The 19,742-nt window shown below is 68.3% G+C and carries 21 protein-coding genes and 1 pseudogene; 19 read left to right on the plus strand and 3 right to left on the minus strand.

The annotated features are described in order from the left end of the window. Positions 1-2: 2 nt before the first annotated feature. The 17 genes and pseudogenes from thrC to atpD all read left to right on the plus strand — a co-directional run bounded on the left by thrC (position 3) and on the right by atpD (position 15,607). Entirely contained in the window at positions 3-1,091 is a 1,089-nt protein-coding gene (gene thrC / locus ACFO8M_RS02070; RefSeq protein WP_387971157.1) for a threonine synthase, read from the plus strand. Continuing rightward, positions 1,092-1,994 (plus strand): homoserine kinase, encoded by a 903-nt coding sequence (gene thrB / locus ACFO8M_RS02075; RefSeq protein ID WP_387969820.1) that lies wholly within the window; start codon positions 1,092-1,094, stop codon positions 1,992-1,994. A gap of 604 nt (positions 1,995-2,598) precedes the next feature. Next, positions 2,599-4,536 (plus strand): transcription termination factor Rho, encoded by a 1,938-nt coding sequence (rho, locus tag ACFO8M_RS02080; RefSeq protein WP_449267466.1) that lies wholly within the window; start codon positions 2,599-2,601, stop codon positions 4,534-4,536. A 198-nt stretch (positions 4,537-4,734) separates the two neighbouring features. Further along, a complete protein-coding gene (gene rpmE / locus ACFO8M_RS02085) occupies positions 4,735-4,965 on the plus strand; it encodes a 50S ribosomal protein L31 (RefSeq protein ID WP_205325217.1) in 231 nt (76 codons plus the stop codon). A 91-nt stretch (positions 4,966-5,056) separates the two neighbouring features. Then, the gene (gene prfA, locus ACFO8M_RS02090) at positions 5,057-6,142 is read left to right on the plus strand and encodes a peptide chain release factor 1 (RefSeq protein ID WP_387969825.1); all 1,086 of its coding nucleotides are present in this window, start codon (positions 5,057-5,059) and stop codon (positions 6,140-6,142) included. After that, the gene (gene prmC / locus ACFO8M_RS02095; RefSeq protein ID WP_387969828.1) at positions 6,139-6,972 is read left to right on the plus strand and encodes a peptide chain release factor N(5)-glutamine methyltransferase; all 834 of its coding nucleotides are present in this window, start codon (positions 6,139-6,141) and stop codon (positions 6,970-6,972) included. The genes prfA and prmC overlap by 4 nt, the downstream gene beginning before the upstream one ends. Further along, positions 6,969-7,604, plus strand: a pseudogene (locus tag ACFO8M_RS02100) (L-threonylcarbamoyladenylate synthase); the annotation flags it as partial. The gene prmC and the pseudogene ACFO8M_RS02100, both read left to right, overlap by 4 nt. 113 nt (positions 7,605-7,717) lie before the next feature. After that, positions 7,718-8,281, plus strand: a complete 564-nt coding sequence (locus ACFO8M_RS02105; RefSeq protein ID WP_387969830.1) for an arsenate reductase/protein-tyrosine-phosphatase family protein — start codon at positions 7,718-7,720, stop codon at positions 8,279-8,281. Next, positions 8,278-8,679: a hypothetical protein gene (locus ACFO8M_RS02110; RefSeq protein ID WP_387969833.1), complete on the plus strand. Its 402-nt coding sequence runs from the start codon at positions 8,278-8,280 to the stop codon at positions 8,677-8,679. The genes ACFO8M_RS02105 and ACFO8M_RS02110 overlap by 4 nt, the downstream gene beginning before the upstream one ends. Before the next feature lie 126 nt (positions 8,680-8,805). Next, positions 8,806-9,024, plus strand: coding sequence for an AtpZ/AtpI family protein (locus ACFO8M_RS02115; protein WP_387969835.1), 219 nt, complete (start codon positions 8,806-8,808; stop codon positions 9,022-9,024). Positions 9,025-9,058: 34 nt separating this feature from the next. Continuing rightward, complete coding sequence (gene atpB / locus ACFO8M_RS02120) at positions 9,059-9,871, plus strand: F0F1 ATP synthase subunit A (protein WP_387969838.1); 813 nt, start codon at positions 9,059-9,061, stop codon at positions 9,869-9,871. Positions 9,872-9,965: 94 nt separating this feature from the next. After that, on the plus strand, positions 9,966-10,181 hold the full coding sequence (locus tag ACFO8M_RS02125) for a F0F1 ATP synthase subunit C (RefSeq protein WP_153024113.1): 216 nt from the start codon (positions 9,966-9,968) through the stop codon (positions 10,179-10,181). Between the two features lie 22 nt (positions 10,182-10,203). Further along, entirely contained in the window at positions 10,204-10,746 is a 543-nt protein-coding gene (locus ACFO8M_RS02130; protein ID WP_387969841.1) for a F0F1 ATP synthase subunit B, read from the plus strand. Further along, positions 10,746-11,567 carry a F0F1 ATP synthase subunit delta gene (locus tag ACFO8M_RS02135; RefSeq protein WP_387969844.1) on the plus strand — a complete coding sequence of 274 codons (822 nt, stop codon included), beginning with the start codon at positions 10,746-10,748 and terminating at the stop codon, positions 11,565-11,567. Before ACFO8M_RS02130 ends, ACFO8M_RS02135 begins: the two co-directional genes overlap by 1 nt. A gap of 34 nt (positions 11,568-11,601) precedes the next feature. After that, complete coding sequence (atpA, locus tag ACFO8M_RS02140) at positions 11,602-13,236, plus strand: F0F1 ATP synthase subunit alpha (protein ID WP_387969846.1); 1,635 nt, start codon at positions 11,602-11,604, stop codon at positions 13,234-13,236. 2 nt (positions 13,237-13,238) lie between these two features. Then, complete coding sequence (locus ACFO8M_RS02145) at positions 13,239-14,177, plus strand: F0F1 ATP synthase subunit gamma (RefSeq protein WP_387969849.1); 939 nt, start codon at positions 13,239-13,241, stop codon at positions 14,175-14,177. 2 nt (positions 14,178-14,179) lie between these two features. Continuing rightward, complete coding sequence (atpD, locus tag ACFO8M_RS02150; RefSeq protein WP_387969852.1) at positions 14,180-15,607, plus strand: F0F1 ATP synthase subunit beta; 1,428 nt, start codon at positions 14,180-14,182, stop codon at positions 15,605-15,607. 97 nt (positions 15,608-15,704) lie between these two features. Here the strand turns inward: atpD and ACFO8M_RS02155 are convergent, their stop codons facing one another. After that, positions 15,705-16,223 (minus strand): hypothetical protein, encoded by a 519-nt coding sequence (locus ACFO8M_RS02155; RefSeq protein ID WP_387969854.1) that lies wholly within the window; start codon positions 16,221-16,223, stop codon positions 15,705-15,707. A 111-nt stretch (positions 16,224-16,334) separates the two neighbouring features. Between ACFO8M_RS02155 and ACFO8M_RS02160 the strand changes: the two genes are divergently transcribed. Both ACFO8M_RS02160 and ACFO8M_RS02165 read left to right on the plus strand, forming a co-directional pair. Continuing rightward, a complete protein-coding gene (locus ACFO8M_RS02160; protein ID WP_387969857.1) occupies positions 16,335-17,027 on the plus strand; it encodes a response regulator transcription factor in 693 nt (230 codons plus the stop codon). Beyond that, positions 17,024-18,301, plus strand: coding sequence for a HAMP domain-containing sensor histidine kinase (locus ACFO8M_RS02165; protein ID WP_387969860.1), 1,278 nt, complete (start codon positions 17,024-17,026; stop codon positions 18,299-18,301). Before ACFO8M_RS02160 ends, ACFO8M_RS02165 begins: the two co-directional genes overlap by 4 nt. Here ACFO8M_RS02165 and ACFO8M_RS02170 read toward each other — a convergent pair. Together ACFO8M_RS02170 and ACFO8M_RS02175 are read right to left on the minus strand one after the other, a co-directional pair. Next, on the minus strand, positions 18,282-19,055 hold the full coding sequence (locus ACFO8M_RS02170; protein ID WP_387969863.1) for a polyphosphate polymerase domain-containing protein: 774 nt from the start codon (positions 19,053-19,055) through the stop codon (positions 18,282-18,284). The two genes, ACFO8M_RS02165 and ACFO8M_RS02170, sit on opposite strands and share 20 nt — an antisense overlap. Continuing rightward, positions 19,055-19,672 (minus strand): DUF4956 domain-containing protein, encoded by a 618-nt coding sequence (locus ACFO8M_RS02175; RefSeq protein ID WP_387969866.1) that lies wholly within the window; start codon positions 19,670-19,672, stop codon positions 19,055-19,057. Before ACFO8M_RS02175 ends, ACFO8M_RS02170 begins: the two co-directional genes overlap by 1 nt. Positions 19,673-19,742 lie beyond the last annotated feature (70 nt).

Below are 19,742 nucleotides of genomic sequence, written 5' to 3' on the forward strand. Positions count from 1 at the left end.
CCATGCCAATTTATGGCTCGCAAGCGTCGCCAAGCGGGCGCCCGGGGTGGCGCGGCCTCATCGAGGAATTCCGTGACCGGCTTCCGGTCTCCGACGCCACCCCCGTCGTGACCTTGCAAGAAGGCGGCACGCCACTGCTGCCCGCCCCGGTCCTCTCCGCGAAGACCGGCTGCGACGTCTACCTCAAGGTCGAAGGCCTCAACCCGACCGGCTCCTTCAAGGACCGCGGCATGACGCTCGCCGTCTCCAAGGCCGTCGAGGACGGTTCGAAGGCCGTCATCTGCGCCTCCACCGGCAACACCTCCGCGTCGGCCGCCGCCTACGCCGCGCGCGCGGGGATCACCTGCGCCGTGCTGATCCCGGCCGGGAAGATCGCCCTCGGCAAGCTCGCCCAGGCCCTCGTCCACGGCGCGAAGGTCCTCCAGATCGACGGCAACTTCGACGACTGCCTCATGATCGCCGACAAGCTGGCCCAGGACTACCCGGTCACGCTCGTCAACCACCTGAACTACAACCGCATCCTCGGGCAGAAGACCGCCGCGTACGAGGTCGTGCAGGTCCTCGGCGACGCCCCGGACATCCACTGCCTCCCGGTCGGCAATGCGGGCAACATCACCGCCTACTGGCTGGGCTACAACGAGGACCACACCGCGGGCAACTCGACGAAGCTGCCCCGGATGCTCGGCGTCCAGGCCGCAGGCTCGGCCCCGATCGTCGACGGCCACGTCGTGGAGCACCCGCAGACCATCGCCACCGCGATCCGCATCGGCAACCCGGCCTCCTGGACCAAGGCGCTCGACGCCAAGAAGGAGTCGAACGGCGACATCATCGCGGCCACCGACCGCGAGATCCACGCCGCCTACATGCTGCTGGCCCGTTCCGAGGGCGTCTTCGTCGAGCTCGCCTCGGCCGCCTCGGTCGCCGGTCTGCTCAAGCAGTCCGCGGCCGGTTGGGTCGAGAAGGGACAGACGATCGTCTGCACCGTCACGGGCAACGGCCTCAAGGACCCCGACTGGGCCGTCTCCACCGCGCCGCAGCCGCACACCGTCCCCGTGGACGTGGTCAAGACCGCCACCGCTCTGGGACTTTAATTGGAGGCCTTTGCAACCGGGCCCCGCGCCACCGTGCGCGTCCCGGCCACTTCCGCCAACCTCGGTCCCGGCTTCGACTCGCTGGGCCTCGCCCTCGACCTCTGCGACGAGGTCACCGCCGAGGCCACGAGCGGCACCGCCGTCATCGTCGAAGTACAAGGTGAAGGCGAGGGCACCGTCCCCCTCGACGAACGCCACCTCATCGCGGCCACGATGCTGCGCACCTTCAAGCACCTCGGCCTCTCGGCCCCGGGCCTGCACATCAAGTGCCGCAACAGGATTCCGCACGCGCGCGGTCTCGGCTCCTCTTCGGCTGCGATCGTCGCCGGGATCATGCTCGCCGACGCGCTCGCCGGCGCCGGCATGACCCGCACGGAGAAGCTGGTGCTCGCCGGCGAGATCGAGGGCCACCCGGACAACGTGGCCCCGTGCCTCCTCGGCGGCTTCACCATCGCGTACACCAGTGAGGACGGTGCCAAGGCCGTCAGCCTCACCCCCTCGCCGCGCGTCCACCCGTGGGCGTTCGTGCCGCAGTCCAAGGGTCTGACCGCGGTCGCCCGCGCGGCCCTGCCCGAGAGGGTCCCGCACGTCGACGCGGTGTTCAACCTGTCGCGGGCCGCGCTCATGGCCGCCGCGATCACGCACCATCCCTCGCGCCTCTTCGAGGCCACCGACGACCGGCTTCACCAGTCATATCGGGCGAAGGGAATGCCCGAGAGCACCCATCTGCTGAGAGCATTGCGTTCCGCCGGAATCGCCGCTGCGATCTCCGGTGCGGGGCCGACCGTGCTCGCCTTGACCGTCGACGACGCGCGCGTCCCCGAAGCCCCGCCGGGTTTCGAGGCCATGCGCCTCGAAGTGGCGGACGGGGCCGTCCAGGTCGCGAGCACCCCGAACGAGTGATCCTCGGGTCCGTTGTTGTGAATGGGAAGAGTGCGCTACCATTCCAGTTAGACGACCACCCGGTGTCGTGACTGCTCGAAGCCTTGCTTATGCTTGTGGTCACAACAGCTGCGGCGCATCCAGCGCACGCCTGATCTCTTGTTTGGGTCATCACCCTCAACCATGGATTTGTGACTTTGCATAGCTCCAGCGTGGCATGGCACGGTTTCGACCAAGGAACAGTCGCTGTCCGCTTGTGGCGCCGGGCCTTCGCCCGGATCGGATCGCAATGGCGAGGATCGCAATCAGCGGAGATCGCAATCACGTGTCTCAACGTGCACGATCATTCATCGCAAGCCGTCCAGTCGCAGGCCCAGAGGCTGTCACCACGATCAGGACCGTCTGCTCAGCGGACAGCCCAGGGGTGTTGCACCCAGTGTCAACCGTCGTCTTCCAACCGTCGAGGCCGCATCATGGCCGAAGACGGCCGAAGCGATGGCGGGACGCAGACCAGAACATCGGCATTGCGGCTATTTGAAAGACGCGGAAACTCCTCGAATCCATTTCGAAGTTCCGCCAGGGAAGGAATCCATTGAGCGACACCACCGGCACGACGTCGGACCGGATGAGCGATGCCGCTGAGGCTTCGGAAGAGATTCCGGAAGCCAAGAAGCGTCGTCGGGCAGGAACCGGTCTGGCCTCTATGCTGATGCCCGAGCTCCAGCAGATGGCGCAATCGCTCGGCATCACCGGCGTTGGCCGGATGCGCAAGAGCGAGCTGATCGCCGCCATCCAGGAACGGCAGGATGCGGGCTCGCAGCCCGGCGGTGCCAGCGCGGAAAAGGAGGCCCCGCCAGTGCCTGACTCTGACCAAACGCCCATCGCCGAAGCTCCGTCGACCACAGTCGACTCCGCGCCCGGCGACAACGGCACCGAGAGTGCAGAGGCCAAGGGCGGCACCGCCGCCCGTCGGGCTACCCGCCCGGCCGGTCCGCCGCAGCCGCGTCGTCGTGAAGAGCGTCAGACCGAAAGCGTTGAGTCCGAAAGCCAGTCGACCGTCATCGTGGCCGAGTCCGATGAGGACCGTCCGCAGCGTCGCCGCCGCACCCGTGAGAACGGGCGCGACGGCCGCGAAGGCGGTCGTGACAGCCGCGAGGGCGGCCGCCGCGAGGAGCGCGCCGAGCGCCCCGAGCGTGTGGAGCAGTCCGAGTCCCGGACCGAGACCCGGACCGAGCGTCGCAATGACGACGACTACGACGACCGCGGTCCGCGCGACGGCGACGGCGAGAACCGCCGCCGCAAGCGCCGCGACCGCTCCGACCGCCGCCAGCGCGGCGGCCGGGACGAGGTCGAAGGCCGCGGCGAGCAGCGCGGTGAGCAGCGCAGCGGACAGTCGCAGCAGAACGACGAGACGCTCGTGCCCGTCGCCGGCATCCTCGACATCCTCGACAACTACGCGTTCATCCGCACCACCGGCTACCTCGCCGGCCCGGACGACGTGTACGTCTCGATGTCGCAGGTCCGCAAGCACCGGCTGCGCCGCGGTGACGCCATCACCGGCGCCGTCAAGCCCAGCCGCGGCGAAGAGCCCGGCGGCAGCAACAACAGCAAGCAGCGCCGCGAGAAGTACAACCCGCTGGTCCGCCTCGACACCGTCAACGGGATGAGCCCGCAGGACGCGACGAAGCGCGACGAGTTCTACAAGCTCACACCGCTGTACCCGCAGGAGCGCCTGCGGCTGGAGACCGAGCCGAATGCGATCACCACGAGGGTCATAGACCTCGTGGCCCCGATCGGCAAGGGCCAGCGCGCCCTCATCGTCTCCCCGCCGAAGGCCGGTAAGACGATGGTGCTGCAGGCGATCGCCAACGCGATCACCACGAACAACCCCGAGTGCCACCTCATGGTGGTCCTCGCGGACGAGCGGCCCGAAGAGGTCACCGACATGCAGCGTTCGGTGAAGGGCGAGGTCATCGCCTCGACCTTCGACCGCCCGCCGTCGGACCACACCACGGTCGCCGAGCTCGCGATCGAGCGCGCCAAGCGCCTGGTCGAACTCGGCCACGACGTGGTCGTGCTGCTCGACTCGATCACCCGACTGGGCCGCGCGTACAACAACTCGTCGCCCGCTTCGGGACGCATCCTGTCCGGTGGCATCGACTCGACGGCGCTCTACCCGCCGAAGCGGTTCCTCGGCGCGGCGCGCAACATCGAGCACGGCGGGTCGCTGACCATCATCGGCACGGCGCTGGTCGAGACCGGCTCCATGGGCGACACGGTGATCTTCGAAGAGTTCAAGGGCACGGGTAACGCCGAGCTCAAGCTCGACCGCAAGATCGCCGAGAAGCGCACCTACCCGGCCATCGACGTTCACCAGTCGAGCACCCGCAAGGACGAGCTCATGATGAGCGCCGAGGAGCAGGCAGTGATGCTGAAGCTCCGCCGGGTCCTGTCTTCGCTGGACCCGCAGCAGGCGATCGATCTGCTCATCGACCGGCTCAAGAAGACCCAGACGAACGCCGAGTTCCTGATGCAGATCGTCAAGAACACGCCCGGCGAGTAGTCGCGCCGCCCGGAGCGAAGCGAAGGGCGCAGGAAAGCACAGTGCGTGAGGCCGCTCTGGTTGAGAGCGGCCTCACGCCTTAATATTGAAAGCTGGTGCGCAGGTCGCGCACTGACCGAGAGCCCTTTGGGGCCCGAACCGGTTCCGGTTCACGGCCGTTTCGACGGCCGACCCGGCGACCGACATGAAAGGGAAGTCATGAAAGACGGGATCCACCCTCAGTACGTCGTCACCGAGGTGACCTGTTCCTGCGGGAACGCCTTCACCACCCGGTCGACGGTGGCCAGTGGCAAGATCCAGGCTGCGACCTGCAACAAGTGCCACCCGTTCTACACCGGTAAGCAGCGCATCCTCGACACCGGCGGTCGCGTGGCCAAGTTCAAGGCCCGCTACGCCAAGACCCAGGAGAAGGCTCAGGCCGGTAAGTAGCTTTGCCGCGCAGCGCTCGTGTCGTATGACGCGGGCGCTGCGTTTTTTCGTATCGAATGTTCGCTGGCACTGCTCTCTTTAAGGAACCGCAATGACGACCGCTGCCGACAACCGACTGGATTCGCTGCTCGCCGAGTTCCGCGACCTCGAAGTCCAGATGGGCGACCCCGCGCTGCACGCCGACCAGGCCCAGGCCCGGCGGGTCGGTCGCCGCTATGCGGAGCTGTCCCCGATCGCGAAGACCGCAGCGGACATCGCGACCGCCAAGGACGACCTGGAGACCGCCGAGGAGCTCGCCAAGGAGGACTCGGACTTCGCCGAAGAGGCCGAGGGGATCCGCAAGCGCATCCCCGAACTGGAGTCCAAGCTCGCCGAGCTGCTCGTCCCGCGCGACCCCGATGACGCGAAAGACGTCATCATCGAGATCAAGGCCGGTGCGGGCGGCGAGGAGTCCGGCCTGTTCGCCGGGGACCTCATGCGCATGTACCTGCGCTTCTTCGAGCGCATGGGCTGGGCCGTCGAGACCTTGGAGATGGTGCCCACCGACCTCGGCGGCATCAAGGACTCCTCGATCGCCGTGCGCACCAAGGGCACGCCCGAGGGCGGCAACGGCGTGTGGTCCCGCATGAAGTTCGAGGGCGGCGTGCACCGCGTGCAGCGCGTGCCCGTGACCGAGTCGCAGGGCCGCGTGCACACGTCGGCCGCCGCGGTCACCGTCATGCCCGAGGCCGAAGAAGTCGACTTCGAGCTGAACATGAACGACGTGCGCGTCGACGTCTACCGGTCCTCCGGTCCCGGCGGCCAGTCCGTCAACACCACCGACTCGGCCGTGCGCCTCACGCACGTGCCCACGGGAGTCGTCGTGACGAGCCAGAACGAGAAGAGCCAGCTGCAGAACAAGGAAGCCGCGATCAAGGTCCTGCGCGCCCGCCTCCTCGCGAAGCAGCAGGAAGAGGCCGCCGCGGCCGCCGGCGCCGCCCGCCTCCTGCAGGTGCGCACCGCCGACCGCTCCGAGCGCATCCGCACGTACAACTTCCCGCAGAACCGGCTCACCGACCACCGCGTCGGCTTCACCGCCTACAACCTCGACCAGGTCATGGACGGCGCACTCGACGAAGTCCTGGACGCCCTCGCCGCCGCCGACCGGGCCGAGCGCATGGCTCGTGGAGCAGAATGACCTGGCCTCAGGCCATCGCCTCGGCGGCGAAGCGGCTCGAAGCGGCCGGCGTCCACTCCCCGCGGAACGACGCCGAGCTGCTGGCCGCCCACGTCTCCGGGCTCACCCGGACGCGCCTGCTCATCGCGGACGCGCCCACCGCTGATCAGCTCGCGGTGTTCGACGCGCTCGTCGAACGCCGCGCCGCCCGCGAGCCGCTCCAGCACCTGACCGGTTCGGCCGCGTTCCGCTACGGCGAACTCGCCGTCGGCCCCGGCGTCTTCGTGCCCCGGCCCGAGACCGAACTCCTCGTGGACTGGGCGCTCGAACACCTTCCCCAGGGCGGCACCGTGATCGACGCGTGCTCCGGCTCCGGAGCGGTCGCGCACGCCATCGCGACCGAACGTCCCGACGTCCGCGTCTGGGCGATCGAGATCGACCCCGACGCCTTCGAATGGCTCGAATCGAACCTCAACGGCACCGGCGCGATCCCGGTCAACGCCGACGCCACCGCGGCCGGGACCCTCGCCGAACTCGACGGCATCGTGGACCTCGTCACCGCCAACCCGCCGTACGTGCCCTTCGAGATCGAGGTCGCGCCCGAGGTCAAGTTCGACCCGTCCGGCGCGGTGTACGCCGCCGCATCCGGGCTCGCCGTGATCCAACCGCTCGCCTTCCGCGCCGCGGCCTGGCTCAAACCCGGCGGCTGGTTCGGCTTCGAACACGACGACACCCACCAGAAGGCCGCACCGGAGATCCTCAATGTCAGCGGATTCACCGAGACCGAGGACCACGACGACCTGGCGGGCCGACCGAGGTTCGCAACCGGAAGGCTAGGCTTGCTGCCGTGAGGCTGTTCAATTGCAGGAAGATCAAGGACCGCGCGACCGGGCTGAAGTCGGCCACCAGGGCCGTGACCGGCGGTCGGCTGGTCGTCATCCCGACCGACACCGTGTACGGCATCGGATGCGACGCGTTCAACCCCGCGGCGATCAAGGCGCTCCTGGCCGCGAAGGGCCGCGGGCGCGACATGGCGCCGCCGGTCCTCATCGGCTCGAAGCGGGCCCTCGACGGCATCGCCTCCGACATCCCCGACTCCGCCAAGGAGCTCATCGAGGCCTTCTGGCCCGGGCCGCTCACCATCGTCGTGCCCTACACCGCGTCCCTGACCTGGGACCTCGGTGACACCGACGGCACCGTCGCGGTGCGCATGCCGCTGCACCCGCTCGCGCTCGAACTGCTCAAGGAGACCGGCCCGATGGCCGTCTCCTCGGCGAACAAGCACGGCCAGCCCCCGGCCGAGTCCGCCGCCGACGCGAAGGCCCAGCTCGGCTCCGACGTCTCCGTGTACCTGGAGGCCGGGCCCAGCGAGGACAACCTGCCGTCGACCATCGTCGACTGCGTGGCCCACCCGCCGCAGATCCTCCGCGAAGGCGCACTGAGCCTGGAGCAGATCCGCAAGATCGTCCCCGAGACCCTCGACCGCGACGGCTACGGCCCCGGCCAGGGCCCCGAGGACGAGGAAGCTGCCGAGGAAGCGGTCGAAGAGCCCGAAACCGGCGAGACGGCCGAGCCGAAGGCCGACGAGGAGTCGGCGTGACCTCGCCGTTCTCCGTGCTCCACGTGTGCACCGGCAACATCTGCCGGTCGCCCATGTCGGAGCGCATCCTCGACGGGCTCACCGGCGATGACGTGTTCAACCACGGCGCCGGGACCGGCTCCTGGCATGTCGGCGACGACATGCAGGCCGGTTCGCGGCACGAGCTCGACACCCGCGGGTTCGTCTCCGCCGGGCACCGGGCCCGGCACCTCGAGCGCGCCCACGTCGAGGCCTCCGACCTCATCCTGGTCGCCACCGAGGACCATGTCGACTACATCACCGAACGGTTCCCCGAGGTGCTCGGCCGCACCTTCCTGGTACGCCAGTTCGGGTTCATCGTCGCCGACCTCATCGAGGAGGGCTTCGCGGCGCCCGCCGGCGGCGACGCCGCCGTGCGCGGGAAGGCCCTGGTGAATGCGGCCGCCGAGCGGACTGTCGATTATCCTCTTGTCGGCCTCAGCGACCCGTGGGGGATGGACCAGGCCACATACGCGCGCATCGCAGACCAGCTCGAAGAGGCGCTGAAGCCCGTCGCACTCGCATTGGAGTCGCGCCTGTGAAGATCGCCCGAGGTTTCCTGAAGCCGTGCTTCATCGTCGCGGGGATCGCGACGGTCTTGGCCGCCGTCATCGGCGGAATCACTTCCGGCGCCACCGCCGCTTGGGCCGCTCCGGCGGGAGTAGCGTTGGCGGCCTTGGGGTTCGCGGGTTCCGTGTGGGCGATCGCGCTGGCCGAGAAGTTTGACCTGCGTCTCACGTTGCCTATGGCGTTGATCACGTATTCGGTCAAGCTCGCGCTCGTTCTGACCCTGCTCACGATCGTGAATTCGGCCGTGCCGAATGCCTTGCTGCCCTTCGCGTACGGCATCATCGGCGGCGCCGTGGCGTGGCTCGCCACCCAGGTCGTCTGGGCATACAAGGCGAAAATCCCCTACATCGAGCTCGATCAGCGTTCTTGACGAAATCTTGACGCCCCTCGCGACACACGGTGTTTCTTGGAGGTTGACAACCCCGCACTGATGGCACTCATCTCAGCGAACCCGCTGGGCAGTTCCTGTGTAGTAGCTGTTAGAGTTCAGCTCGACATGGCCGACAAACACCCCCCTGACCACAAGCCGCAGCCGGATGGCTCGGATATGGGCTGGCGTGCGCTGGGGTACCTCATTTCCGGGATCGTCTTCTGGGGTGGTCTCGGATACCTCGTCGACCTGTGGCTCGATCTGCCCAGAGTCGGGCTCCTGGTAGGGATGCTTGTCGGTGCTGCAGCAGGGATGTACCTGCTGATCAAGCAGATGTCGCCGTAATTTTGACCGACACTGACTGAGAGGCGTGGCTCGCGTGACCGACTCAGCCATCGTGCTGGCCGAAGGGGAGTCCCACTTCCCGCCCGGTATCCACAGCTTTGACTTTGCCGACTGGTTCTCCGGGCTCAGCGAGACCGCCCTCGCCCACATGTTCACCACCCTCACGATGGTGGTCTGGGCGACGGTCGCGATCCTCATCGCCTTCTTCCTGTGGGCCAACCGGAAGCCCCAGATCGTCCCCACCAAGAAGCAGTGGATCGCCGAATCGGCCTATGGCTTCATCAGGAACACCGTCGCCATCGACCTGATGGGCAAGAAGGACGGCGTGCGCTTCGCCCCGTACCTCGCGACCCTGTTCCTGTTCATCGTCCTCATGAACTTCTGGGCCATCGTGCCCGGCATCCAGGTCTCCCCGAACTCCCACATCGCCTTCCCGGCGATGCTGGCGGTCCTCTCCTGGGTCATGTACGTCTGGGTCGGCATCAAGCAGCACGGCCTGGTGAAGTGGCTCAAGATCACCGTCGTCCCGCCGGGCGCCCCGATGTTCATCTACCCCCTGCTGATCCCGATCGAGATCCTGCAGAACATCATCCTTCGCCCGGTCACCCTCGCCCTGCGACTCTTCGCGAACATGTTCGCCGGCCACCTCATCCTCCTGGTGTTCATCCTCGGCGGGTTCGAGATGCTGAACTCGAGCAACCTCTTCATCCAGGGCCTGTCGGTCTTCTCGTTCGGCATGGGCATCGCGATGACGCTCTTCGAGCTCATCGTCATCCTGCTCCAGGCGTACGTGTTCACCCTGCTGACCGGCATGTACATCCAGGGGTCCCTCGCGGAAGAGCACTAGGCTCCCCGAGCTTCCACCCCACCCACAGATTTCGCAATTGAACAAACAACATGGCGTGACAGTCACGCCATGCTGACACCTAGGAGAAAGCCTGATGGAAGGCTCCGTCAACGTCATCGGTTACGGTCTCGCTGCGATCGGCCCCGGTATCGGTGTTGCCCTCATCTTCGCCGCGTGGATCACCGCCACCGCGCGTCAGCCCGAGTCGGCCGGCATCACCCGCCCGATGCTGTTCATGGGCTTCGCCCTCGTCGAGGTTCTGGCCCTGTTCGGCCTCGTTCTCGCCTTCGCCATCGGCGGCGGCAACTAACTAACCCTTCAAGGGAGTCATCATGATTCACGCCGCCGAAGGAGGGGCCGGGATCCTCTTCCCGATCTGGCAGGAAATGCTGATCGGTGCGATCGCCTTCGGTCTGCTGTGCTTCGTCCTCATCAAGTTCGTCTTCCCCGTCATGGAGAAGACCTTCGAGGCACGAGTGGACGCGATCGAAGGCGGTATCGAGCGGGCTGAGCGGGCTCAAGAAGAGGCCAATCAGACGCTCGAGGAATACCGCCGCAAGCTCGCCACCGCGCAGGAAGAGGCCGCCGCGATTCGCGACGAGGCTCGTGCCGACGCGGTAGCGGCCAAGGAGGAGATCCTCGTCTCCGCCCGTGAAGAGGCCAACCGCATCATCGCGGCCGGTCACGCACAGGTCGAGGCCTCGCGCCAGCAGCTCGTTCGCGAGCTGCGCAGCGAGGTCGGCAACCTGGCCGTCGACCTGGCCGGGAAGATCATCGGTCAGCGCCTCGCCGGCGACGCCGACACGACCGCGACCGTGGACCAGTTCCTGGCCCAGATCGCGGACGAGACGGCCGAGACGAGCGGAGCTCGCTGATGTCGACGACTGGACGCGAAAGCATCGAGGCCGGCCGTGAAGTGCTGGAGGCAGCCGCCTCCAGTGCCTCGGCCGAGCAGCTCACCGAGTGCGGCGATCAGCTGCTGGGAGTGACGCGGTTCCTCGTCGACCAGCCTCGGCTGCGTCGCGCCCTGTCCGACCCCGCCCGTACGGCGGACGACCGGGAGGGCCTGATCCGTGGGCTCGTCGCGGAGCAAGTGGGCGAGACCGCCGCTGACGTGGTGGCCACGCTCGTGCGCGGCCGCTGGGGCGCCCCGTCCGAACTGGTCGACGGCACCGAGCAGCTCGCCGTCAAGGCACTGCTGCTCGCCGCGGCCAAGGACGGCAGCCTGGCCAACGTCGAAGACGAGCTGTTTCGCTTCGGGCGGCTCGTCGACGGCGACGCCGACCTGGCCTCGGCTCTGGGCGCTTCGGGTTCCGACCCGAAGGGCCGGGCCGAGCTCGTCGAGCGCCTGCTCGACGGCAAGGCCGAGCCGGTGACGGTGAAGCTGGCCTCCGCCTCGTGCTTCGGCATCGGCGGGCGCAGCTTCCACGCCTCGCTGGCCTACCTGGTCGAGGTCGCAGCCGCGGCCCGCGACGAGGCCGTGGCCTACGTGACCGTTGCGAAGACCTTGGACGAGTCCGGGGAGCGCCAGCTCGCCGCCAAGCTCACCCTGGTCTACGGCCGCCCCGTGGCGCTCAAGGTCACGGTCGACCCCGCGATCGTCGGGGGCATCCGAGTGCAAGTCGGCTCGGAGCTGTGGGACGGTTCCGTCTCGCGCCGCCTCGACGAAGCCCGCCAAGCCTTGGCCGGACGCTGATCCAGCCGGTAACAACAGAAAGGTAAACGTTCAGATGGCTGAATTGACCATCTCCTCTGACGAGATCCGTAGCGCGCTCGACGCCTACGTCTCGTCTTACCGGCCGGAGATCACCCGCGAAGAGGTCGGTACCGTCACCTCCGCCGGCGACGGCATCGCCGTCGTCGAGGGCCTGCCCTCCGTCATGGCCAACGAGCTCCTGGAGTTCGAGGGCGGCGTGATGGGCCTGGCCCTGAACCTCGACGTCCGCGAGATCGGCGCCGTCCTCCTGGGCGACCCGGTCAAGGTCGGCGAGGGCCAGTCCGTCAAGCGCACCGGCAAGGTCCTCTCCGTGCCGGTGGGCGACAAGTTCCTGGGCCGCGTCGTCGACGCCCTGGGCAACCCCATCGACGACCTGGGCGAGATCGAGGCCGAGACCGAGCGCGAGCTCGAGGCCCAGGCCCCCAACGTCGTCAGCCGCCAGTCGGTGTTCGAGCCCGTCGAGACCGGCATCAAGGCCATCGACTCGATGACCCCGATCGGGCGCGGCCAGCGCCAGCTGATCATCGGCGACCGCAAGACCGGCAAGACGCAGGTCGCGATCGACACGATCATCAACCAGCGGGCCAACTGGGAGTCCGGCGACCCGAACAAGCAGCTGCGCTGCATCTACGTCGCAGTCGGCCAGAAGGGCTCCACCGTCGCCGGCATCAAGGGCATGCTCGAGGCGCACGGCGCGATGGAGTACACCACCATCGTCGCGGCGAACGCCGACGAGCCGGCCGGTCTGAAGTACCTGGCGCCCTACACCGGTTCGGCCATCGGCCAGCACTGGATGTACGGCGGCAAGCACGTCCTCATCGTCTTCGACGACCTGTCGAAGCAGGCCGAGGCCTACCGCACCGTGTCGCTGCTGCTGCGTCGTCCCCCGGGCCGCGAGGCCTTCCCCGGTGACGTCTTCTACCTGCACTCCCGTCTGCTGGAGCGCTGCGCGAAGCTGTCCGAGGAGCTCGGCGGCGGTTCGATGACGGGTCTGCCGATCATCGAGACCAAGGCCGGCGACATCTCGCAGTTCATCCCGACCAACGTCATCTCGATCACCGACGGCCAGGTCTACCTCGAAGAGGGCCTGTTCAACTCGGGTGTGCGTCCGGCGATCAACGTCGGTACGTCCGTCTCCCGTGTCGGTGGCGCCGCGCAGACCAAGGGCATGCGCTCGGTCGCCGGTTCGCTCCGTCTGGACCTGGCCCAGTACCGCGACCTGGAGGCCTTCGCGGCCTTCGCGTCCGACCTGGACGCCGCGTCCCGCGCGCAGCTGGACCGCGGTCTCCGCATGGTCGAGCTCCTCAAGCAGGGTGTGGCCGAGCCGCTCCCGATGGGCGAGGAGACCATCTCGATCTGGGCCGGCACCGCCGGCGAGCTCGACGACATCCCGGTCGGGGAGGTGCGCCGTTTCGAGGTCGAGTTCCTCACCTACATGCGCGCCAACCACAAGGACGTCGTCGCCCAGCTCACCGCGGGCAAGGACAAGGTCACCGGCGACATCGAGGACACCCTCAAGCGCGCCGCGGCCAAGTTCAAGAAGATGTTCAAGGCCGCCGCCGACGACCTGCACGTGACCGACACCGCTGAAGACGCCCTCGAGGGCGAAGTGGACGTCGAGACCGTCAAGCGCGTCAAGAAGGGTTAGCCATGTCAGCGCAGCTTCGTACCTTGCGTAAGCGGCTGAAGTCGACCCAGTCCATCAAGAAGATCACCAAGGCGCAGGAACTGGTCGCGACCAGTCGCATCGCCAAGGCTCAGGAGCGGGTGGCGGCTTCACTGCCGTACTCCCGCGCCATGACCAGCGTGATGACCTCGTTGGCTTCGAACGCGTCGATCAACCACCCGCTGCTGCAGCCGCGCAAGGCGGTTCGGCGTGCGGGCGTGCTGGTGGTCACGGCGGACAAGGGGATGTGCGGCGGCTACAACGCCAACGTCATCCGCACCGCCGAGCAGCTGGTCTCGCGCCTCGCCGAAGAGGGAAAGCAACCGATCCTGTACGTCGCCGGCCGCAAGGGCGTCGACTACTACAAGTTCCGCTCGCGTGAGATCGAGCAGTCCTGGATCGGGTTCTCCCAGCAGCCGAAGGTCGCGGACGCGCAGGAGATCACACGGACGCTGCTCACGGCGTTCATGTCCGGCGCGGACGACGAGGGTGACGACGCGGGAGCGGACGGTATCCTCGGAGTGGACGAGCTGCACATCGTGCACACCAAGTTCGTCTCACTGCTGACGCAGACCCCTGAACCGCGGCAATTGGCTCCCCTCGAAGTCGAAGAGGTGGAAGAGGAAGAGCTCGACGAGCACGTCCTCCTCCCGGACTACGAGTTCGAGCCGAACCCGGAGGCGCTGCTCGACGCGCTGCTGCCGAAGTACTTGACGACTCGCATCTACGCGGCGTTGATCGACGCGGCGGCAAGCGAGTCGGCGTCGAGGCGTCGCGCCATGAAGGCCGCGACGGACAATGCCGATGAAATGATCAAGACCCTGCGGCGGAGCGCGAACGCGGCGCGGCAGGCGGCGATCACGCAGGAGATCAGCGAAATCGTGGGCGGGGCTTCGGCCCTTTCCGCCGCAGGAAGAGAGTAACGATGACTGACACTCAAGGAGTGGGGCGCGTCGTACGGGTCATCGGGCCGGTCGTCGACGTCGAGTTCCCTCGAAACGCCATCCCGGCGATCTTCAACGCACTCCACGTTGACGTCGTCTACGGCGAGCACAACAAGACCCTGACTCTGGAAGTGGCCCAGCACTTGGGCGACAACCAGATCCGCGGCATCTGCATGGCCCCGACCGACGGCCTGGTCCGCGGTACCGAGGTCCGCGACACCGGCGGCCAGATCAAGGTCCCGGTCGGCGACGGCATCAAGGGCAAGGTCTTCAACGTGCTCGGCGAATGCCTCAACCTCGCCGAAGGCGAAGTGCTCGAGGCCGACGACTACTGGGAGATCCACCGCCACGCCCCGGCGTTCGCGCAGCTGGAGCCGAAGACCGAGATGCTGGAGACCGGCATCAAGGCCATCGACCTCCTCGCCCCGTATGTCAAGGGCGGCAAGATCGGCCTGTTCGGCGGCGCCGGCGTGGGCAAGACGGTGCTCATCCAGGAGATGATCATCCGTGTCGCCCAGAACTTCGGTGGTTCTTCGGTGTTCGCCGGTGTCGGCGAGCGCACCCGTGAGGGCAACGACCTCATCGCCGAAATGGCCGAGGCCGGCGTTCTCCCGAAGACCTCGCTGGTCTACGGCCAGATGGACGAGCCGCCGGGGGTGCGTCTCCGCGTCGCCCTGTCGGCCCTGACGATGGCCGAGTACTTCCGCGACGTGAAGAACCAGGAGGTGCTGCTCTTCATCGACAACATCTTCCGGTTCACGCAGGCCGGTTCGGAGACCTCCGCGCTGCTGGGCCGCATGCCCTCGGCCGTGGGTTACCAGCCGACCCTGGCGGACGAGATGGGTGAGCTCCAGGAGCGCATCACCTCGCTGCGCGGCAAGGCCATCACCTCGATGCAGGCCGTGTACGTCCCCGCGGACGACTACACCGACCCGGCGCCGTTCACCGCGTTCACCCACCTGGACGCGACGACGAACCTCGAGCGGAAGATCTCCGACAAGGGCATCTACCCGGCGATCGACCCGCTCGCCTCGAACTCCCGCATTCTGGAGCCCGAGGTCGTCGGTGCGGAGCACTACGCGGTGGCGTCGACGGTGAAGCAGATCCTGCAGAAGTACAACGAGCTGCAGGACATCATCGCGATCCTCGGCATGGACGAGCTTTCCGAAGAGGACAAGCTCGTCGTGGGCCGCGCGCGTCGCATCGAGCGCTTCCTGTCGCAGAACACCTTCGCGGCGAAGCAGTTCACCGGCGTCGAGGGCTCGTTCGTCCCCGTCAAGGAGACCGTCGAGGCCTTCAAGAAGATCGCTGAGGGCGAGTACGACCACTTCCCCGAGCAGGCGTTCTTCATGTGCGGTGGCCTCGAGGACCTGCACAAGAACGAAGAGGAGCTCCGCAAGAAGGGCTGACCTTCCTGCAGCGCTTAATGAAAGCGGCCCCGGAACCGAATGGTTCCGGGGCCGCTTCCTTTCCCCTGTTCTCCCCAGGTGGTCAGTCGCAAGGGCCTCAGTCGTCGGCGTCGTCGTCGCCGGATCGGAGTGCCGCGGCGGGCACGCCGTCGACGCATGTGACCTTGTAATCGAGGCCGTCATCGTCGTCATCGTCGGCGGTGAACCCGAACGTGGCCGCAGCGGCGGGGCCGGGTTCGACGGCGGTGGCGCGCCAGCCCTGCGCGGGGACCCACCACACCAGCTCCACTTCGCCGCCGCTGCAACGGGCCAGGACCGTCCCGCCGTCGGTCGCGATGAGTTCTTCACCGGAAGCGGCGTCCCCGGTCGGGACCTCTTCCAGCGGGCCGGTGGGCGCGGCCGAGGAGGGTACGGCGCTCGTGTCGGCCGATGCGTCGGTCGTCGGCGTCGCGTCGTCGGCCGCCTCGTCCAACGCCGCCCGGACGCTCTCCTCGGACATCGGCTCGGTCGGCGGCGCGAGGGAGCCGCCCTGCGCCAGCGCCACCGCGCCGATCCCCGCACCGACGGCCACCACCGCGGCGGCCACCCAGCCGCTCACTACCAGGTTCCTCTTCATGGTCACCACTCTGCCCGGCGGAACCTTAAGGGCGCGTTAAGGCCGGTCTAAGGCTCACGGAGGGACCCACGCGATTGGTCCCTCCGGCGTTGCGCCGCATAGAGTGCCCGCATGGCCCACCTGCTCCTGATCGAGGACGACGAACGCGTCCGCACCGCGCTCCTGCGGTCCCTCAGGGACCTCGGACACCAGGTCGCCCCCGCCCCCGACGCGATGACCGGACTGCGCGCCGCGGTCGACCACCGGCCCGACCTGGTCGTGCTCGATCTCGGGCTGCCCGACCTCGACGGCGGCGAGATGCTGCGGATGCTCCGCGGCGTCTCGGACGTGCCGGTGATCGTGGCGACCGCCCGCGACGACGAGAACGAGATCGTCCGCATTCTCGGCGCGGGCGCCGACGACTACGTGGTCAAGCCCTTCACCGCGAAGCAGCTCGACGCCCGCATCCAGGCGGTGCTGCGCCGTGCCGGGGCCGGTGCGCCGGTCGATCAGACCGTGACGGTGGGTCCGTTGCGGATCGACCCGAAAGGCCGCATGGCAGTGCTCGACGGCAGCCCGCTCGAGTTGAGCCCCAAGGAGTTCGACCTGCTGCACTTCCTGGCCTCGCGCGCGGGGGAGGTGGTCGCGAAGCGCCAGTTGCTCACCGAGGTGTGGGACCTGCCGTTCGGCGGCGCGGACAAGACCGTGGACGTGCACCTCGCCTGGTTGCGCCGCAAGCTGGGCGAGACCGCGCAGACGCCGCGGTTCCTGCACACTGTGCGCGGCGTGGGCGTCAAGCTCGTCAATCCCCTGGAGGACGCATGAGGGCCCGCCTGACGCTTCTGGTGGTCGCGGTCGCCACCCTCACGCTGCTCGTGTTCTCGATCCCGCTGGCGATCCTGCTGCGCAACGCCGCGGCCGAACGCGTCGTCTCCGCCGCGGAGCAGGAGGCGCAGGTCCTGTCCTCGATCGTCGCGACCACGCCGAAGTCCGACATGGAGAACAGCGTCGAGCAGCTGAACGCCACGAGCCCCTACCTTGTGACGGTCTTCTGGCCCGACGGGAGCGTCATCGGGGTCGAGGCGCCCCGCTCCTCGGCCGTCGATCTTGCGGCCCAGGGCCATTCGCTGACCGCGGCGACCGCTGACGGGCGAGAGATCCTCTTCGGCGTGCGCATGCCCGACGACGGTCACGCAGTGGTCAGGGCCTATGTGGACGACAGCCAGTTGACAGCCGGCGTCGGCCGCTCTTGGCTGCTGCTCGGCGCGATCGCCTTGGTGCTCTTGGGCTTCGGTCTGCTCCTGGCCTCGCGCCTGGCCCGCGTCCTGCTCGTGCCGCTCGCCGACCTGGCCGCCGTCTCGAACCGCCTGGCCGACGGCGACCTCGACGCCCGTGCGAGCGCTGAAGGTCCGCCCGAGATCAAACGTGTCGGCACCGCCCTGAACGCCCTCGCCGACCGCATCCGCGACCTCCTCGAGGCCGAACGGGAACGCGAGCGCGAACGCGTCGCCGACCTCTCGCACCGGCTCCGCACCCCGCTCACCGTGCTCCGCCTCGAAGCCGAGGCGATCACGAACCCGACCGAGCGAGCCACAGTCGACGAAGCCGTCGGCGAGGTCGAGCGGGCGGTGAACGCCGCGATCCGGGACGCCCGCAAGCCCGGTCGCGGCGCGACCGAGTGCGACGCGGTCGCCGTCGTGGCCGAGCGCTTCGAGTTCTGGTCGGCGCTCGCCGAGGACACCGACCGCGCGTGCAGTGTCTCGCTGGCGCCGGGTCCGCTGCCGGTGAAGGTGTCGGCCGAGGATCTGGCGGCGGCGATGGACTCGTTGCTGGCCAACGTCTTCGCACACACCCCGGACGGGACCGCGTTCGAGGTCCGGCTCTGGGCCAGGTCCGACGGCGGCGCGATCGTCGACATCGCCGACGAGGGCCCGGGACTGCCGGACGCGGCCGTGTTCGAACGGGGCCGTTCCGACGGCGGTTCGACCGGGCTCGGCCTTGACATCGCGCGCCGCGCCGCCGCGGCCTCGGGCGGCCAGGTCGTGTTCGGCGCCGGCCCCGGCGGCAAGGGCGCGCTCATCAGACTCGAACTCGGCTGAGGCCGAAGCACTCCTTGTACGCACGCGCCCAAGGGTTCGCGCCCAGCCACGGGTAGAGCGCGGCGGCGGCGAGGCAGTACTTGCTGACCGACACCGGCCGCGCCCCCGACCGCCACAGCATCCGGTCGACGGGTCCGCCCGCCCGCGCCGACTTGACCTCGACCAGGCACAGCGGCCGGGCCGCCGCCGAACCTGTTGCGCCGCTGACGCGGAGCTCCTCGTCGCAGGTGATCCGGGTGGCCGCGTCCAGGTCCACGAGCGTGTGGCGGCGGTAATCGGTCCGCACTCGCGGGGCCATCCCCAGCGGCACCGCCATGCCGTAGGCGCGGTGCAGTGTGGCGGCGAGGAAGTCGGCGGCGTCCGGCGCGAGCCGTCCGGCGTCCGCGGCGCGGTAGTCCATGCGCTCCTTCACCGTGTCCGCCCGCGCGCCTTTGAGTTTGACCTCGAACGCGCAGGCCCCGGAGTCGGCGTAGGTGCGCGAGCGCACCTTGAACCGGAGTCGGCGCCCCTGGCGGTGCTGCCGGTAGGTGAGCAACTCGGGGGTGTCGAAGTAGATCGACTCGTACGCGAATCGGCGGCGGCCGTCGATCTCCAGGCACCGCCAGTCGCCGACCAGCGCGAGCCGGTCGCGGAAGCGCCCGTACGCATCCGGGGTCAGCAGGTACTTCGAGTCGACGCGCGTCTGCAGGTTCGCCGAGTCGACGACGCTCGCGAGGTCGATGGGCGCGAACCGGTCCAGTCCAGCGGTGCGCATCAGACCCTCGCGATCGGGTAGGTGCGGTCGGGGGTCGCCGCAGCGGCGCTCTGCGCGTCGCCGAGGCCCGGCTGCGGTCGGAAGCGCACGTCCACGGTCATCGTCTCGCGCACGTAGTCGGTGTCGACCACCTCGAACTTGCGCACCGTCCCGCCAAGGCGCCGTTCGAGATCCGCCTGCAGCGCGGCCTCGTCGCGGTGCACGGTGTCGAGCACGACCATGCGGTGCCGGGAGCGGTTGGCGAGCCTGGGGTGGTCGGCGATGTACATCGTGAGCACCAGCAGCACGCTGAGCCCGATCATCACCGCCGGGCGCGAGGCCCCGATCCCGTTGATGAGGCCCAGCGCCAGCGCCGTGAAGTAGTAGCCGACGTCGCGCTGCGAGATCTGGTCGGACCGCAGCCGCAGGATCGACAGGACCCCGAAGAGGCCGAAGGCCAGGCCGAGGCTCACCTGCTGGGAGAGCATGAGCGCCGAGACGGCGAAGACGCCCACGTTCAGCGCCACGTACCCGAGCGCCAGGTCGGTGCGGTGGTGGCGGCGGTAGTAGATCGCGCACGCGAGCACGGTGATCGCGAACAGGTTGACGGGCAGTGCCAGGGCGAGTGCGAGACCCACGGTGTTCCTCCTCGGTGACGGGCTCTTGAGCTTGCCGCTCAAGCGGTCTGAGCAAGAAGGTATTGCCGCG

Source organism: Glycomyces rhizosphaerae, assembly GCF_042647865.1.
Taxonomy (GTDB): Bacteria; Actinomycetota; Actinomycetes; order Mycobacteriales; family Micromonosporaceae; genus Glycomyces; species Glycomyces rhizosphaerae.